The organism is Actinomadura violacea (assembly GCF_017573465.1).
Taxonomy (GTDB): domain Bacteria; phylum Actinomycetota; class Actinomycetes; order Streptosporangiales; family Streptosporangiaceae; genus Spirillospora; species Spirillospora violacea.
The window spans coordinates 172,510-188,659 of record NZ_JAGEPF010000024.1; the positions used below are offsets into that span (position 1 = coordinate 172,510).

A 16,150-nucleotide genomic window follows, 5' to 3' on the forward strand; every position below is an offset into this window, starting at 1 on the left:
CGCCGCCGCGATGGCGTGGCCTTGTCCCGTGGACACGATCGAACTGCAGCGGATCGCGGAGATCGAGAGCGACAACTGGTGGTACCGGGAACGGCGCGCGATCGTCTCCGGTGAGCTGCTGCGGTTCAGCGCGCCCGGCACGGCCGCCGACATCGGCGCCGGGGCCGGCGCGGACGCGCGGCTGCTCGCCGCGCACGGCTGGCAGGCGACCGCCATCGACCTGAACCCCGGCGCGGTCACGCTCGCGCGCGCGCACGGCATCGAGGCGTACGAGGGCGACGCCCGCTACCTCCCGCTTCCCGGCGGCGAGTACGACCTCGTGCTGGCGATGGACGTGCTTGCGCACATCGACGACCACGAACGCGCCGCCGCCGAGATCGCGCGAGTGCTGCGGCCTGGCGGGACGGCGCTCGTGTGCGTCCCGTGCGACATGGGCCTGTGGTCGGCGCACGACGTCGCCCTCGGACGCGTCCGCCGCTACACCCGCGACGCCCTCGCCGAGCTGCTCGAAGGCGCCGGGCTGCTGCTCGACCGGCTGTGGGCGCGGGGCGTGCTGCTGCGCCCCGTCCTGCGCCGGCTCCGGCACCGGACGACGCGCCGCGAGGACCTCGCGCCCCTGCCTCCGCCGGCGAACGAGGCGCTGCGGCTGACGATGGCGGTGGAGCGGCGGCTCCCGCTGTGGTCCTGGCCGGGGACCTGGCTGTTCGCCCGCGCCCGCCGCCCCGGCTGACCGAACCACGTTCACTTGCGGCGTGTCGTCCTTAAAAGGCCCGCCATAAGGACGACACGCCGCAAGTCAACGAGGGAAGACGTGGTCGATGACGCGGGCGGACGCGTCGCCGTCGTCGTGCGGGCAGTACTTCACGAAGAAGTCGTCGTACCTGCCGCTGTAGTCGTCCTCCATGTCGGGCGCCTCGCGGACGGCCTCGGCGACCTCCTCCGACGTCGCGACGAGCGGCCCCGGCGCCTCCGCCTCCAGGTCCAGGTAGAAGCCGCGCACATGGTCGCGGTAGCGCTCCAGGTCGTAGGTGTAGAAGACCATCGGACGCCCTAGGACGGCGTAGTCGAACATGGCGGACGAGTAGTCCGTCACCAGCACGTCGGACGCCATGTAGAGGTCGGCGATGTCGGGGTAGCGGGTGACGTCGATGACGAAGTCGTCGGACGGGACGTGGGCGCGGTCGGTGATGAGGTGGTGCGCGCGCACGAGCATGACGTGGTCCTCCCCGAGCGCGCGCCGCATGGTCTCCACGTCCAGTTCGAGGTGGAAGCCGCGGCGGTCCGGGGCGTGGTGCTCGTCGTCCCGCCAGGTCGGCGCATAGAGCACGACCTTCTTGCCTTCCGGGATGCCCAGGCGCTTGCGTATGTCGGCTCCTACGCGCTGCCATTCGGGGGCGCTCATGACGTCGTTGCGCGGGTACCCGGTCTCCAGGATGTCGCCGCTGAAGTGGAACGCGTGCCGCATGACCTGCGTGGCGAACGGGTTGGGCGACACCAGGTGGTCCCACCGGGGTACTTCGCGCTGGATCCAGTCGAGCTTCTCTGTACGCCGGTAGGGCATGTCCTTCAGGTCGTAGCCGAGCCGCTTGAGCGGGGTGCCGTGCCACGTCTGCAGGTAGGTCTGGCCCGGCCGCTTGGCGAACCAGTGCGGCGCCCCGTGGTTCGTGACGATGTACCGTGCGCGCGCGAGCGTCCGGTAGTGCTCGCGTGTCCCAGCCTGGATGGTCCGTGCCTCGCCCTCCACGGCGAACTGGCCGTCCTGCGAGACCCACACGCATTCGAGGTCGGGCCTGCGCTTGGCGAGCTCCTCGTAGAGCGCGCGCGGGTTGCAGCTGTACTGGGACGCCCTGTAGCTGTCGAACACCACGACATCGGACAGGTTGCTGCGCAGGTAGACGGGATAGTCGTTCTGCTGCAGGAGCCGCTGCGCGTGCCGTCCGCGCTCGTCCTCCGACAGGGCGGGACGGCTGTGGATCTGCACGGCGTCGGTCTGGTGGACGCCGACCTCGAACTCGTGCGTGCCGACGCGCCGCCATTCGGGCAGCTCGGGGATGCCGGCGCGCTCGGCGACGACGGCGACGTCCCCGGACCGGGTGGGCGCGAGCAGGTCCCAGGCGCCCTCGGCGAGCGGCAGGTCCGTCCCGAACACCGGCAGCCGGGCGGGCGTGAACGCGGCCGTGAACCGGTTCTCCTCCCAGGTCAGGGGCACCTCGTGCGCCTCGCCGGAGCGGCTGTTGCGCAGCACGAGGCGGTCCGGCCGGTCCGCGGGGTCGGCGGCGTGGTCGCCGGTCAGCGCGAGCCGGCCCTCGGCGTCCCAGGCGGCGGCCGTGACGACGGGCCGGAAGCCGCGCTCGACGCCGCGCAGGTTGCCGTACGCGGTGCGGGTCACGACGAACTCGCGGCCCCGCCAGGCGAACCGCTCCTCGGCGAGGTGCACGGCCATGGCGAGCCGCAGCGGGCCGCCCTCCCCGCTCAGCCGGATGTCCCAGTCGATGGCGTCGAGGAGGTGCGCGCGGCACGCCGCCGGGTACGGGGCGCCGTCACCGTCCTGCTCCTCACCGGACGCGTCGGCGCCGGTCTCGGCGTCGGCGGGCTCGGGGAGCGGGAGGAGGCCGTCCAGCGGCAGCGTCGCGGTGAAGCTGAAGCCGGTCCCCTCCGCCGCCGGCGTCACCGCCGCCGGGCGGACCGTGACGGCGCCGAACACCTCCGCGCCGCCGTGCCGCCGCGCCGCCATGATCGCCGCGCCGGCGCCGAGGGCCCGGTTCGTCCACCCGGTCAGCTCCAGGGCGCCGTCCACCCGGCGGAACCCGGTGAGCACGGCCCGGGCGTTCTTCACGTGCACCGCGAACCCCTCGTCGCCGTCCGCGGGCTGCACGGCGACGTGCTCGGCCGGCTGCCGCGCGGCCGTCCACCGCACCCGCGGCGCCGCCGCCGTGACCCGCCGGACGGCCTTGTGCCCGGCCGTCGTCACCTCGGCCCACAGCTCCCACGCCGCGGTGCGCCACTCCTCGCCGTCGCGCAGCGCCTCCGGGTCCACCCGGACGGCGAACCCGGACCACTCGTAGGACACCAGCGCCTGCCCGGACCGGGCCGTGGCCTCGGGGCAGCGGGTCCGCTCCACGTCGAGGCGGACCTCCCGGCCGGTCCGGGCGTCGCGCAGCCACATCCGGATCCGGGAGTCGTGCGCCGACGACACGTCGAGCCGGGCGAAGTGCGCGTACCCCTCGATCGCCAGGACGTCCCCGTCCCAGCCGGCGCGCTCCACCCGCGTCCACAGCTCGAACTCGTCGGTGACGTCGTACACCTCGTCGGGCACCGCGCGGTGCGGGTCGCCGAAGAACGGGTAGCGGGCGTACCAGCGCTGCCGGAACCGGCCCTTGGCGACGAGCGGGACCTCGTCCAGCCCGCCCTCCTCGAACCGCAGCACCTCCAGCAGCTCCGGCAGCATCCGCTCGCCGAGCAGGTGCAGCTCCAGCCGCTTGATCGCCTCCAGCCCGGACGCGGCCGCCGGGTCCGCGCCCGCGACGATCTCGGCGCCGAGCTCCACGAGCCGGCGCCGCTCCTGCTCGGACGCGGCGGGCAGCGCGTGCACGAGCGCGCGGACGTCCAGGTCCAGCGCGTACATGTCGTAGGCGGCCAGGAGGTCCGGCACCCGGTCGCGCAGGACGCGGCGGACCATCCCGAGCGCGGCCATCCGGTCGATGATCTCGCCGAGCTCCGGCCGCTCCCGCTCGTAGGCGCCCGGGTGGTGGCGCCAGAAGTGGACGGTGGTGTCGAGGAGGTCGACGGAGGAGGCGAGGACGTGCGTCTCCATCGCCACGGTCAGGTCCCCGTACTGCATCGCGGGGAACTCGAACTGGTGGGCGTCCCAGAACGAGCGCCGGAAGACCTTGTTCCACACCGTCCGGTCCTGCAGGAGGGCGGGCTGCTGCGAGATGTGCGTGGACCGGACGGTCGCCGCATAGGGCTCGGCGTGCAGCCACGACGGCCAGACGCCCTCGTCGTCCAGGCACATGACGTTGCCGCCGGCGATGTCCGATCCGGTCGACTCCAGCGACCCGGCCAGCAGCTCGTACGCGTACGGCGGTAGCGCGTCCTCGCCATCCAGGAACGCGAGGTAGCGGCCCTCGGCGTGCCGGACGCCGGTGTTGCGCGCCGGCCCCGCGCCCGGGTCGGTGTGCGGCACCGACCGGAACCGCTCGTCGCGGCGCGCGAACGCCTCGGCGACGGCGGCGGCGCCGTCCGCGGCCCCGTCGTCCACCATGATCACTTCCAGGTCGCGCAGCGTCTGCCCGGCCAGCGACTCCAGGCATCCGGCGAGGTGCTCCCCCGCCGCGCGGAACGGTACGACGACGCTGATCTTCGGTGACACGGGTTCTCCAGGGGTTGCGGGGTGGTGCGCGCGGTGATGTGAAGCGGCGCCGCTCGGGACGGCGCCGCGCGGTCGTCAGAGCACGCGGTCGAGCACGCGGGCGGCGGCCCGGCCGTCGTCGTGCGGGCAGTACCGGGCGGCGAACGCCGCGCGCGCGCCGCGGTACCCGGACTCGATCGCCGCCGGCTCGGCGAGCGCCTCGACGACCTGCTTGGACGTGCGCAGCAGCGGCCCGGGCGCCTCGGCGTCGAAGTCGAAGTAGAAGCCGCGCACGTGGTCGCGGTAGCGCTCCAGGTCGTAGGTGTAGAACAGCATCGGCCGGCCGGTGACCGCGAAGTCGAACATGGCCGAGGAGTAGTCGGTGACGAGCACGTCGCTGATCAGGAACAGCTCGGAGATGTCGGGGTAGACCGACACGTCCATCACGCAGTCGCCGGGCCGCCACTTCGGCCGGTCCGTCACCAGGTAGTGGGTGCGCAGCAGCAGGACGTGGTCGCGGCCCAGCGCCTTCCGGAACCGCTCGATGTCGAGTTCGAGGCGGAACGCCCGCTTGCCGATGGCGAAGTGGAAGTCGTCCCGCCACGTGGGCGCGTACAGCACGACGCGCTTGCCGTCCGGGATGCCTAGTCGCCGCCGTACCGCCGTCGCCATCTCGTCGCGGTGCGGGCTGCTCAGGATGTCGTTGCGGGGATAACCGCTCTCCAGGACCTCCCCCTGGTAACCGAACGCGCGCCTGAACAGCGGCACCGAGAACGCGTTCTGCGACAGCAGCACGTCCCACTGCGGGACGTCGTGCTGCATCCAGTCCATGCCCTCGGTCCGCTTGTAGGGCATCTGCTTGACGTCGTAGCCGAGCTTCTTCAGCGGCGTGCCGTGCCAGCACTGTACGTACGTCTGGTCTTCGCGCTTGGCGAACCACTCCTGCTGCGTCCAGTTGCCGAACACATAGCGCGCCCTGGCGAGCGCCTCGTAGTGCTCGCGGGAACCGGCCAGGACGGTCCGCGCACCGGTGGGCTTGCCGAACTGGCCGTTCTCCGTGACCCACACGCAGTCGATGTCCAGTTCCCTACGGCGAAGCTCGTCGTAGATGCCGCGCGGGTTACACGCGTACTGGCGTCCCTTGTACGCATCGAACACGGCCAGGTCGCGCACGGGCAGGTTGAGGTGCCGCCTGTAGTGCCCTGAGCGGATCCTCGCCTGCGCGTAGGGGCCGCGCTCGTCGTCGTCGAGGGCCGTCTGGATGTGGAGCTGGAGCTGGTCGGTCTTGTAGACGCGGACGTCGACGCGGTGCAGGCCCGTCTCGGTCGGCTCCGGCAGGTTCCGCAGAGCATGCCGGCGGACGACCACCGGCCGCTCCGTCCCGCCGAGCGGCGCGAACACGTCCCACCGGCCGGACACCAGCGGCCGCGACAGCCCCAGCACCGGCATCCGCTCCGGCGCGAACTTCGCGGTGAACCGGTCGCTCTCCCAGCGCAGCGGGACGGTGTGCTCCTCGCACGACCGCCGCCGCCGCAGGACCAGGGCCTCCGGGCGGCCCGCCGGATCCGTGCAGGTCCCCGACAGCCGCAGCAGCCCGTCGGGCGACCACGACACCCGGTCGACGGCCGGTGCGCTCGCGCGCACGACGACCCGCACCTGGCTGCGCCGCGTCCGCGCGACCTCCAGCTCCCCGCAGGGCGCCGGGTAGACCGCGCCGGCCGCGTCCTCCTCCAGGTACGGGCGGACGCCGCCGGGCAGGCTGATCTCCCAGTCGCCGGGATGCCGCGCCAGCGCGCCGACCGGCAGCTTCGCGCGGAACCCGTACCAGCCGTCCGCCGCGCCCTCCGCCGGCTCGACCGGGCCCGCGACCGTGGCGCGGCCCGCCTTCGGCGCCGCGGTGATCCGCGTGCCCGCCTCGATCGGCGTGCGGCTCCAGCCGTCCAGCCACAGCTCGTCGCCCTCCAGGTGCGACCCGGTGACCGTCGCGGCCGTCCGGCGCACCTGCAGGACGAACCGGCGCTTGGCCGCCACGCCCTGCACCAGCACGCCCGGCGCGCACTCCCGGTCGTCCGGCCACTGGCGGGCGCTGAGGCGCGGGTTGGCGAACGTCCTGCGCCGCCGCAGGCCCCGGTTGACGATCTCCACGCACGGGATCCAGTCGACGTCCCGCCACCGGCCGAAGATCCGCAGCGCGGACGGGTCGATCTCCGCGACGAACCCCGACCAGTCGTAGGACACCACCGACTGCCGCGTCCGCGCCGTCACGTCCGGGCGCCGCACCCGCCGGATCGGCACCCGCATCAGCCCGCGCCGGTTGGACGCGAGCAGCCACAGCCGGATCCGGGAGCCGTCCTCGGTGGAGGAGTCCAGGTGCCGGATGTAGGCGTGGCCTTCGAGCCGCAGCCGCCCGCCCACCCAGGTCGCCCGGTCGATCGCCGCCGCCGGCTTCAGCTCGTCGGTCACGTCGTACACGTGCAGCGGGACGCCGCACTCCTCGTCCTCGAAGAACGGGTACTCGGCGTACCAGCGGTGCCGCAGCCCGCGCCGCACCCGCGCGGTGTCGTTGTGCTTGCCCAGCTGGACGAACCGGAGCACGTCCATCAGCTCGGGCAGCTTCTTGCGGCACAGCAGGTGCAGCTGCAGCCGCGTCATCGAGGGGAGCTTCTTGATGACGCGCGGGTTGACGCCCTCCGCGAGGGCCGCGCCCATGGCGACGAGCTCCTCGCGGTTGTCGTCATCGGTCCTGGGCAGGGCGTCGAGGACGACGCGCAGCTCGATGTCGACGAGCACGTGCTCGTCGTAGGTGGCGACGAGCTGCGGCGCGTACGAGGCCAGGCCCTCCCGCACCGTGCGCGCGGAGCGGAGACGCTGGCAGAGGTTGTCCCAGTCGTAGCGGTCCTCGGTGATGGACCCCGGACGCTTGCGCCAGTAGTAGACGGTGTCGCTCAGCACGTCCACAGACTTGGCCAGCGCGTGCGCGCGCGCCGTCACCGGCGGGTCCTCATAGAAGCCGGTGGGGAACTTCAACTCCGCGTGGTCCCAGAACGCCCGCCGGTACACCTTGTTCCAGGGCGTACGGTCACGGATCAGCAGTCCATGCGACGACACATGCGTCCTGGTACGGGTCTCGGTGAAAACGCCGGTGTGCAGCACCGACTGCCACGTCCGGTCGACGTCCATGCGCTCGACGTTCCCGGACGCCATGTCCGAACCAGTGCGCTCCAGCGAGCCGACCATCCTGCTGTAGGCATCGCGTTCCACCACGTCGTCGGCGTCGGCGAACGCCAGGTACTCGCCCTTGGCCAGCCGCACACCCGCGTTGCGGGACGGACCGGGCCCCTCATGGTCGCGCCCCACCAGCCGGAACCGCGGGTCGCGGTCGCACATCTCCTTGGCGATCACCGCGCCGTTGTCGTCCGACCCGTCGTCCACCATGATCACTTCAAGGTCGCGCAGCGACTGCCCGGCGATCGACTCCAGGCACGCGCGCAGATACTCCTCGGTGTTGTGGAACGGGACGACGACGCTGAGCTTCGGGGACATGCGGCCTCCTAGGGACGGGGGGCCGAACCCCCGCACCCCCCGCTTCGCTTCGCTCATGCCAGTAGGTCGGTTGACGGGGGCCGCCGCCGAGCGAGAGCGGAAACCCCGCCACACCGAGCATGGTGACACGAAGTGATCAGACGAACGCGGATCGCTATTGCCAGGCCGTCCCCTGACGCAGACTTGACCCGCCCTGCCGTCCCTTTACCGCGCCCTGACCGCGACCGCCGAGGCCGATACCGCCCTCCGACCGGGCCGTCCGTCCCGAAGGAAGGGTCAGGCGGGGCGGATGCCCGGCGTGCCCGTGCCGAGCTCCGCGATCGCCGCGCGGACGCCCTCCGCCAGCGCCTCGAACTCCGCCGCCCGCGGCGACGTCGACCGATACCCCAGCCCGATCCGCCGGAACGGCGCCGGGTCGGCGAACCGGTGCAGCGCCAGGTTCGGCGCCCGCCGCGTCTCCACCGGCAGCGCCGTCTCCGGGACCAGCGTCACGCCGAGCCCGCCCGACACCAGCTGGACGAGCGTCGCGAGGCTCGTCGCGTACGTCGCCGACGGCGCCCGCGCGCCCACCTCGCGGCACACGTCCAGCGCCTGGTCGCGCAGGCAGTGGCCCTCGTTGAGCAGGATGACGTCCAGCTCGTTCAGCGCGTCGCGGGGCACGTCCTCGCCCTTCAGGTCGAACGACGCGGGGGTGACGAGCACGAAGTCCTCGTCGTAGAGCGGCAGCTCGGTGACGCCCTGCGCGGGCGCGGGCAGCGCGAGCAGCACCACGTCGAGCCGCCCGGCCATCAGCTCGGCGACGATGTGATCGGTCTGCTCCTCGTGCACCGACAGTTCGAGGGCGGGGAACTCCCGCGCGAGCCGCGGCAGGATGACGGGCAGCAGGTACGGCGCGACGGTCGGGATCACGCCGACGCGCAGCGGCCCGACCAGCGGGCCGCGCACCGCCCTGACCTCCTCGACCAGCCGATCCAGCTCCGCCAGCACGTTCTCGGCCCGCCGCGCGACCCGCTCGCCCGCCGGGGTCAGCAGCACCTTGCGGGTCGTCCGCTCGACGAGGCGGGTGTCGAGGCTCTCCTCCAGCGCGGCGACGGAGCCCGACAGCGCGGGCTGGCTCATCCGCAGCGCGGCAGCGGCGTCCCGGAAGTGCAGGTGCTCGGCGAGGGCCAGGAACGCCCGGAGCTGCGACACCGTCGGCCTGCTGATAACCGTCTCCTATCACCGCGACACCGATACATAACCGCGACCTCACAATACCCGGCGTCCCCAGGGGCTCCTCGACATCGCCGCCGCCCGGCGGGCAACGGACGCGGGGCTCGTGAGTGTAAGAGGCGTGGAAACCGACATAGTGGCGAACATGCGCCACCCCCGCCGCGCGTCCGGCGCCCCCGGGACGGACGTCCCCGTGGCCGGCGGCGCCGCGGCAGACGACCGCGCAGCGGCCACCGCCGCCCTCGTGGCCCTGTTCCGCGAGCACCAGCTCGCCCTGGCCCGCACCGCCCTGATGATCGTCGGGGACCGGGCCACCGCCGAGGACGTCGTCCAGGACGCCTTCGTCGACCTCTACCGCCGGATCGACCGGCTCACCGACCACCACCGGATGCTGCCGTACGCCCGCGCCGCGGTGGTCAACAAGTGCCGCACGGTGCTGCGGCGGCGCAAGCTGGCGTTCCGCGCGGGGCGCACGCACGAGCCGCCGGTGTGGTCGGCGGAGTCGGCGGCCATGCTCGGCGAGGAGCGCCGCGAGGTATTCCTCGCACTGCGGCGCCTGCCGCAGCGCCGCCGCGAGGCGCTGGTGCTGCGCTACTACCTGGACCTGGACGAGCGCGAGATCGCCGAGACCATGGGGATCGGCGTCGGCACGGTCCGGTCCACCGTCTCGCGGGCGCTCGCTTCGCTCGCCGATCTGCTCGGGGAAAAAGCATGACCAGGACCGAAGAGAGGCTCCGCGACGCGTTCGGCGCCGCCGCCGCAGGCATTCCGGACGGCTCGCTCGTACCGCTCACCGTCCCGTCCCGGCGCCGGCACCGCCCCTGGTTCGCGCCCGCGGCCGTCGCGGCCGGGCTGGCCGCCGTCGTGGTCGGCGGCGCCGCGGTGGGCGGCGTCGTGCCGCACACGACCCGCAGCGGTCCCGCCGCGCCGGCGGGCGCACCTCGGCATGTCGTCGCGATCCGGGACGGGCGCGCGGTCGTCGAGGACGCCGCCGGCGGCGGACTCACGCAGGTGGCGGCCCTGCCCGGCCGCTACGACGCGGTCGCCGCGACGGGCGACCGGCGGACGTTCTTCCTCGCCGGCAAGGCGGGCGGCGACTCCTACGCCTTCTACAGGCTCGCCCTCGGCGCGGACGGGAAGCCGTCGGCGCCGCAGCGGCTCCCCGGCGGGACCGTCCGGCTCGACTCGGGATTCGGCAAGCCCGAGAACCTCGCCGCCAGTCCCGACGGCTCCCGGCTCGCCGTCGTCGGCACCGCCGCCGGACGGTCCGAGGCCGTCGTCATCGACGTCCGCACCGGCGGCCACCGCACCTGGAGCACGCCCGGCGCGGGGACCGTCACCAGCGCGACGTGGGCGCCCGACAACCGCGTCCTCGGCTTCCTCCAGAGTCCCGGCGACGCGTCCGAGCACGCGGTGCTGCGGCTCCTCGACACCGGCCGCCCCGGCTCCGACCTGCTGTCCTCCCGCGTCGTCCGCCCCGCCGAGGTCACCGGCACGCGGGTGGACGGGCTGATCAACGTGTTCGTCCTCAACCCCGACGGACGGACCGCGACGGCCCAGATCCAGGGGCCCAAGCACGGCCGGAACGACGACGCCTCCTTCGTCCTCGCGACGCTGTCGACGGGGACCTGGCAGCCGACGGGACGGGCCGTCCGGCTGCCCGGCGACTCCTTCTTCGTCAAGGCCGACGGGTCCGGCGCGCACTTCCTGCAGCTCGTCGACGGCCGGCCCGGACGCGTCGACGGCGACGCGTTCACCTGGCTGAGCGGGGCCGCCGACTACGACGACGTCGCCTGGTGACCCGTCCCGGCCGCCTTCGGACGCCCCTGACGGCTGACGCACGCCCGCCGGCACTGGTGTAATCAGTGCTCACTTGCACCGGAAGTCAGGGGCTCCCCGATGCCGTTCGAGCAGCCGATCGCCACGGGCCACATCACCGTGAACGCCTCCCCCGCCGCGGTCTACCGGATCGTCAGCGACCCGCCCGTCATGATCACTTTCGCCGAGGAGGCGTACCGCGCCCGCTGGCTCGGCCGCGCGACCCGCGCGGCCGTCGGCGCGCGCTTCCGCGGCTACAACCGCAAGGGCCGCCGCCGCTGGTTCACCAACTGCACCGTCATCGCCGCCCGCGAGGACGAGCGGTTCGCCTACGACGTCGACGCCCCGCTCGGGGTGCCGATCTCCCGCTGGCAGTACGACATCGAGCCCGCCGAGGACGGCCGGGCCTGCACCGTCACCGAGACGAACTGGCTGCGCGTCCCGGTCTGGCTCATCCCGTTCGCCATCGCGCTGACCGGAACCGTCAACCGGCCCGCGCACAACCGCCGCAACATCGCCACCACCCTCGAACGCCTCAAGGCGCACCTCGAAGGCGCCCGCACGTCCTGACCGCGGTGGAGATCCTCTATGCTCGTCCACTACGGAGAGTGTCCATTATCCGGGGCGCGGATGTGATCTCCATCTACATCGGGCGCCTGCCCGGGCCTTGGATCGGAGCCTTTGCGCCGGTCCCGTAGGGTCTGCGGAGATTCAATAAGAACCTCCTATCAATCCGTTGTGATAGATCGATTTCTCTTTTCTTTGCCCGTGCGGCACGCTGAGTGACATCAGCCGCCGGGCGCGCGTCATCGCCGCAGGCGGCCTTCCACGCCTCTCCGGACCGAGAGGCGACCCTTTTCCGTCACAGAGGAGAATGCGTGCTTACCGTCGGTGACCAGTTCCCCGAGTACGAGCTGACCGCCTGCGTCTCGCTGGACTCGGACAACGCCTTCGAGACGATCAACCACAAGTCCTACGAGGGCAAGTGGCGCGTCGTGTTCTTCTGGCCCAAGGACTTCACCTTCGTCTGTCCGACCGAGATCGCCGAGTTCGGCCGCCTGAACGAGGACTTCGCCGACCGCGACGCCCAGGTGCTCGGCGCGTCCGTCGACAACGAGTTCGTCCACTTCGCGTGGCGCAAGGACCACCCGGACCTGCGCGAGATCCCGTTCCCGATGCTGTCGGACCTCAAGCGCGAGCTGTGCGAGTCCCTCGGCATCCTCACCGAGGACGGCGTCGCGCAGCGGGCGACCTTCATCGTCGACCCGAACAACGAGATCCAGTTCGCCATGGTCACCGCGGGCTCCGTCGGCCGCAACGTCAAGGAGGTCCTGCGGGTCCTCGACGCGCTGCAGAGCGACGAGCTGTGCCCCTGCAACTGGAACAAGGGCGAGGACACCCTCGACGCCGCCAAGCTGATGGCCGGCGCCTGATCGTCCCGGTTCACCCCGCCGGCCGGCCCGCGCGGCGCCCCTGCGCGCCACCCGCGGCCGGCCCGGCCCCGACGGCCGGCCCCGCGTCGCGCGGCCGGCCGTCCGCACGAAAGGACACAAGATCATGAGCGTTGACGCGCTGAAGGGCGCCCTCCCGGGCTACGCCAAGGACACCAAGCTCAACCTCGGCTCGCTGACCTCCACCTCGCAGCTCTCCGAGCAGCAGCTGTGGGGCACGGTGCTCGCCTGCGCCCTCGCCACCCGGAGCGCCACCGTCATCCGCGAGCTGGCCGAGGAGGCGGGCGACTACCTGTCCGCCGAGGCGTTCGAGGCCGCCAAGGGCGCCGCCTCGATCATGGCGATGAACAACGTGTACTACCGCGCCACGCACCTGATCGGCGACGAGACGTACGCGACCCTGCCCGCCAAGCTGCGCATGTCGATCATCGGCAAGCCCGGTGTCGACAAGGTCGACTTCGAGCTGTGGTGCCTGGCCGTCTCGGCGATCAACGGCTGCGGCCGCTGCCTGGAGTCGCACGAGAAGGTCGTCCGCGAGGCCGGCCTGTCGCGCGAGCTCGTCCAGGAGGCGCTGCGGATCGCCGCGGTCGTCAACGCCACCGCCGCGACCCTGGACGCCGAGGCCGCGCTGGCCCCCGCCACGGTCTGACCCCTCCGCGCCCGCGCTCGCGCGGGCCCGAGGTCGCAACGGAGAGGCCCGGGTGCGTTCACCGCACCCGGGCCCTCTCGCGTCTCCGGCCGTTATCGCCCCCGCCCACCGGCAGGATCGCTCCCGCCCACCGGCAGGGTCGCACCCGCCCTCCGGCGGGAGCCGCTCCCGCCCACCGGCGGGAGCCGCTCCCCACCGTCAGGCGGAGATCACTCCCACTCGATGGTGCCCGGCGGCTTGGACGTGATGTCGACCGCGACCCGGTTGACCTCGCGGACCTCGTTGGTGATCCGCGTCGAGATCCGCTGCAGCAGGTCGTACGGGAGCTTCGCCCAGTCCGCCGTCATCGCGTCCTCGCTGGTCACCGGGCGCAGCACGATCGGGTGGCCGTACGTCCGGCTGTCGCCCTGCACGCCCACGGACCGGACGTCGGCCAGCAGCACCACCGGGAACTGCCAGATGTCGCGGTCCAGGCCCGCACGCGTCAGCTCCTCGCGGGCGATCGCGTCCGCGTCGCGCAGGATGTCCAGCCGGTCGCGGGTCACCGCGCCGATGATCCGGATGCCGAGGCCCGGGCCCGGGAACGGCTGCCGCCACACGATCTCCGACGGCAGGCCGAGCTGCTCGCCGAGCGCCCGCACCTCGTCCTTGAACAGCGTCCGCAGCGGCTCCACCAGCTTGAACTGCAGATCCTCGGGGAGCCCGCCCACGTTGTGGTGCGACTTGATGTTGGCCGCGCCGGTGCCGCCGCCCGACTCCACCACGTCCGGGTACAGCGTGCCCTGGACGAGGAACTCGACCGGCTCCGCCGCGTCCGCGCCGACGATCTCCCGGGCCGCCTCCTCGAACACCCGGATGAACTCGCGGCCGATGATCTTCCGCTTCTCCTCCGGGTCGCTCACCCCGTCCAGGGCGGCGAGGAACCGGTCCTGCGCGTCCACGACGTGCAGGTTCACCCCGGTCGCCGCGACGAAGTCCTTCTCCACCTGCTCCGGCTCGCCCTTGCGCAGCAGCCCGTGGTCCACGAACACGCAGGTCAGCTGGTCGCCGATGGCACGCTGGACGAGCGCCCCGGCCACCGCCGAGTCCACGCCGCCGCTCAGCGCGCAGATCGCCCGCTTCCCGCCGACCTGCTCCCGCACCGCCTCGATCGACTCCTCGGCGATGTTCACCATCGTCCAGTTCGGCCGGCACCCCGCGCCCTCGTAGAGGAACCGCCGCAGGATCTCCATGCCGTTCTCGGTGTGCAGCACCTCGGGGTGGAACTGCACGCCGAAGAAGCCGCGCTCCCGGTTCTCCATGCCGGCGACCGGCGTCACGTCCGTGCTGGCCGTCACCGTGAACCCGGCGGGCGCCTCGCGGACGAAGTCGCGGTGCGACATCCACACCGCCTGCTCGCTCGGCAGCCCCGCGAACAGCATCCCGGGCGAGGTCACCGCGACGGTCGCGCCGCCGTACTCGGCGACGTCGGAGTTCTCCACCGTCCCGCCGAGCGCCTGCGCCATCACCTGATGGCCGTAGCAGATCCCGAGCGTCGGCACGCCCAGCTCGAACAGGCCGTCCGGCGCCGCCGGCGCCCCCTGCTCGTACACCGACGCCGGCCCGCCCGACAGGATGATCGCCTTCGGCCGCTTCGCGAGCATCTCCGCCGCCGGCATGCTGGACGGCACGATCTCGCTGAACACATGGCACTCACGGACCCGCCGCGCGATCAGCTGCGCGTACTGCGCGCCGAAGTCGACGACGAGAACGGTGTCAAAGGACTGGTCTACGACCACCGACAACGCCTTTCGAACTGGCCTGGAAAGGACTCCAGTCTACGGGGCCCCATGCAGGGCCGATGCGCCCGCCCGGGTCACGGCGGTCACATTGGGCGACTGGCCGAAAACGGTCGGCATCCGTTTACCTTGATCACACGCGCAGGAGGACTTCTCTCTGATACGTCTTGATAACGCCCTGTGTCCACTCGCTGTCCGTACGCATTCAGCGTGCTCCTAGGAGTGTCGTGAAGCTGCTCGCCGCCGCCGCCCTCGTCGCCGCCCTCGTCCCCGCCGTACCGACCGGTCCGGCCGGCATGGGCGCCGCGGCCGCCGGGCGGGCGCACCCCGCCGCACGACCCGGCGCGCACACCCCCGCCGCGCAGACGTCGGGCGCGCAGGCCTTGGGCGCGCAGGCCTCGGGCGCACGGGCCCTGCGCACCCAGGCCCTGGGTGCGCAGGCTCGCCCCGCCGACCCGAACGCCTGCACGACCCCCGCGGACGCCCGGCTGCGCCGCCCCGACGCGCACGTGCGCGAGCGCAACGTCCTCACCCGGGCGGAGACCGCGAGCGTCGAGCAGCGCCTCGGCCAGGTCCTGAAGGGCCTCGGCCTCGGCGCCATGGAGCGCCCGGACGACCAGTCCACCCCGTCCGACCTGCGCGCCGCCGGCACGATCAGCGTGCCGGTGTACTTCCACGTCCTGCACGACGGCTCCACCGGCAACGTCCCCACCTCGGTGGTCAAGCGGCAGATCAGTGTGCTGAACGCCTCCTACGGCGGCCGGTACGGCGGCGCGAACACCCGCGTGTCGTTCCACCTCAAGAAGATCAGCCGCACCGACAAGGCGTCCTGGTTCAACGAGCCGGAACGCTACGAGGGCACCTACAAGCCGAAGCTCCGCAAGGGCGGCAAGGGAACGCTGAACCTCTACAGCGCCCGTATCGGCGGCGACCTGCTCGGCTGGTCCACGTTCCCGTGGAAGTACAAGGCCGAGCCCAAGATGGACGGCGTCACCGTCCACTACGGCAGCATGCCAGGCGGCCCCATCGACAACTTCAACCGCGGGTTCAGCGCGACCCACGAGGTCGGCCACTGGCTCGGGCTCTACCACACCTTCCAGGACGGCTGCGGCGGCAAGGGCGACCGGGTCTCCGACACCCCGGCCGAGCGCGACCCCACCAACGGCTGCCCGTCCGGCAAGGACACCTGCCCGGCCCCCGGCAACGACCCCGTCCACAACTTCATGGACTACAGCTACGACACCTGCATGACCTCCTTCACCGCGGGCCAGGGCGCCCGCATGCACAAGGTATGGGCCGCCTACCGCCGCTGACCCCCACCGCACAGGGCGCCGGACCCGCACAGGGC

At 72.6% G+C, this 16,150-nt stretch carries 11 protein-coding genes; 7 read left to right on the top strand and 4 right to left on the bottom strand.

Going from position 1 to position 16,150, the window contains the following annotated elements; translation table 11 throughout:
* Positions 1-28 precede the first annotated feature (28 nt).
* Entirely contained in the window at positions 29-730 is a 702-nt protein-coding gene (locus J4709_RS35990; RefSeq protein WP_307801844.1) for a class I SAM-dependent methyltransferase, read from the top strand.
* 66 nt (positions 731-796) lie between these two features.
* Here the strand turns inward: J4709_RS35990 and J4709_RS55865 are convergent, their stop codons facing one another.
* The 3 genes from J4709_RS55865 to J4709_RS36005 form a co-directional block, all read right to left on the bottom strand.
* Positions 797-4,372 carry a bifunctional glycosyltransferase/CDP-glycerol:glycerophosphate glycerophosphotransferase gene (locus J4709_RS55865; protein ID WP_208247734.1) on the bottom strand — a complete coding sequence of 1,192 codons (3,576 nt, stop codon included), beginning with the start codon at positions 4,370-4,372 and terminating at the stop codon, positions 797-799.
* 75 nt (positions 4,373-4,447) lie between these two features.
* Positions 4,448-7,894 carry a bifunctional glycosyltransferase/CDP-glycerol:glycerophosphate glycerophosphotransferase gene (locus tag J4709_RS36000; RefSeq protein WP_208247736.1) on the bottom strand — a complete coding sequence of 1,149 codons (3,447 nt, stop codon included), beginning with the start codon at positions 7,892-7,894 and terminating at the stop codon, positions 4,448-4,450.
* A 276-nt stretch (positions 7,895-8,170) separates the two neighbouring features.
* The gene (locus J4709_RS36005) at positions 8,171-9,085 is read right to left on the bottom strand and encodes a LysR substrate-binding domain-containing protein (protein WP_307801845.1); all 915 of its coding nucleotides are present in this window, start codon (positions 9,083-9,085) and stop codon (positions 8,171-8,173) included.
* Positions 9,086-9,227: 142 nt separating this feature from the next.
* Here J4709_RS36005 and J4709_RS36010 point away from each other — a divergent pair, with 142 nt between their 5' ends.
* The 5 genes from J4709_RS36010 (at position 9,228) to ahpD (ending at position 13,024) form a co-directional block, all read left to right on the top strand.
* Entirely contained in the window at positions 9,228-9,821 is a 594-nt protein-coding gene (locus J4709_RS36010) for a SigE family RNA polymerase sigma factor (protein WP_307801846.1), read from the top strand.
* On the top strand, positions 9,818-10,906 hold the full coding sequence (locus tag J4709_RS36015) for a TolB-like translocation protein (protein ID WP_208247738.1): 1,089 nt from the start codon (positions 9,818-9,820) through the stop codon (positions 10,904-10,906). The genes J4709_RS36010 and J4709_RS36015 overlap by 4 nt, the downstream gene beginning before the upstream one ends.
* Before the next feature lie 99 nt (positions 10,907-11,005).
* Positions 11,006-11,494: an SRPBCC family protein gene (locus J4709_RS36020; RefSeq protein ID WP_208247741.1), complete on the top strand. Its 489-nt coding sequence runs from the start codon at positions 11,006-11,008 to the stop codon at positions 11,492-11,494.
* A gap of 308 nt (positions 11,495-11,802) precedes the next feature.
* A complete protein-coding gene (locus J4709_RS36025; protein WP_208247743.1) occupies positions 11,803-12,357 on the top strand; it encodes a peroxiredoxin in 555 nt (184 codons plus the stop codon).
* Positions 12,358-12,481: 124 nt separating this feature from the next.
* Positions 12,482-13,024 carry an alkylhydroperoxidase, AhpD family gene (gene ahpD, locus J4709_RS36030; RefSeq protein ID WP_208247744.1) on the top strand — a complete coding sequence of 181 codons (543 nt, stop codon included), beginning with the start codon at positions 12,482-12,484 and terminating at the stop codon, positions 13,022-13,024.
* 209 nt (positions 13,025-13,233) lie between these two features.
* On the opposite strand, the gene guaA is transcribed toward ahpD, so the two are convergent.
* The gene (gene guaA / locus J4709_RS36035; RefSeq protein ID WP_173098626.1) at positions 13,234-14,808 is read right to left on the bottom strand and encodes a glutamine-hydrolyzing GMP synthase; all 1,575 of its coding nucleotides are present in this window, start codon (positions 14,806-14,808) and stop codon (positions 13,234-13,236) included.
* Between the two features lie 221 nt (positions 14,809-15,029).
* Between guaA and J4709_RS36040 the strand changes: the two genes are divergently transcribed.
* Positions 15,030-16,115 carry a zinc metalloprotease gene (locus tag J4709_RS36040; protein WP_307801848.1) on the top strand — a complete coding sequence of 362 codons (1,086 nt, stop codon included), beginning with the start codon at positions 15,030-15,032 and terminating at the stop codon, positions 16,113-16,115.
* Positions 16,116-16,150 lie beyond the last annotated feature (35 nt).

Coding starts and splice junctions, on each gene's coding strand:
- J4709_RS36000 (WP_208247736.1), bottom strand. CDS start 7,894: ATGTCCCCGAAGCTCAGCGTCGTCGTCCCGTTCCACAACACCGAGGAG.
- J4709_RS36015 (WP_208247738.1), top strand. CDS start 9,818: ATGACCAGGACCGAAGAGAGGCTCCGCGACGCGTTCGGCGCCGCCGCC.
- J4709_RS36020 (WP_208247741.1), top strand. CDS start 11,006: ATGCCGTTCGAGCAGCCGATCGCCACGGGCCACATCACCGTGAACGCC.
- ahpD (WP_208247744.1), top strand. CDS start 12,482: ATGAGCGTTGACGCGCTGAAGGGCGCCCTCCCGGGCTACGCCAAGGAC.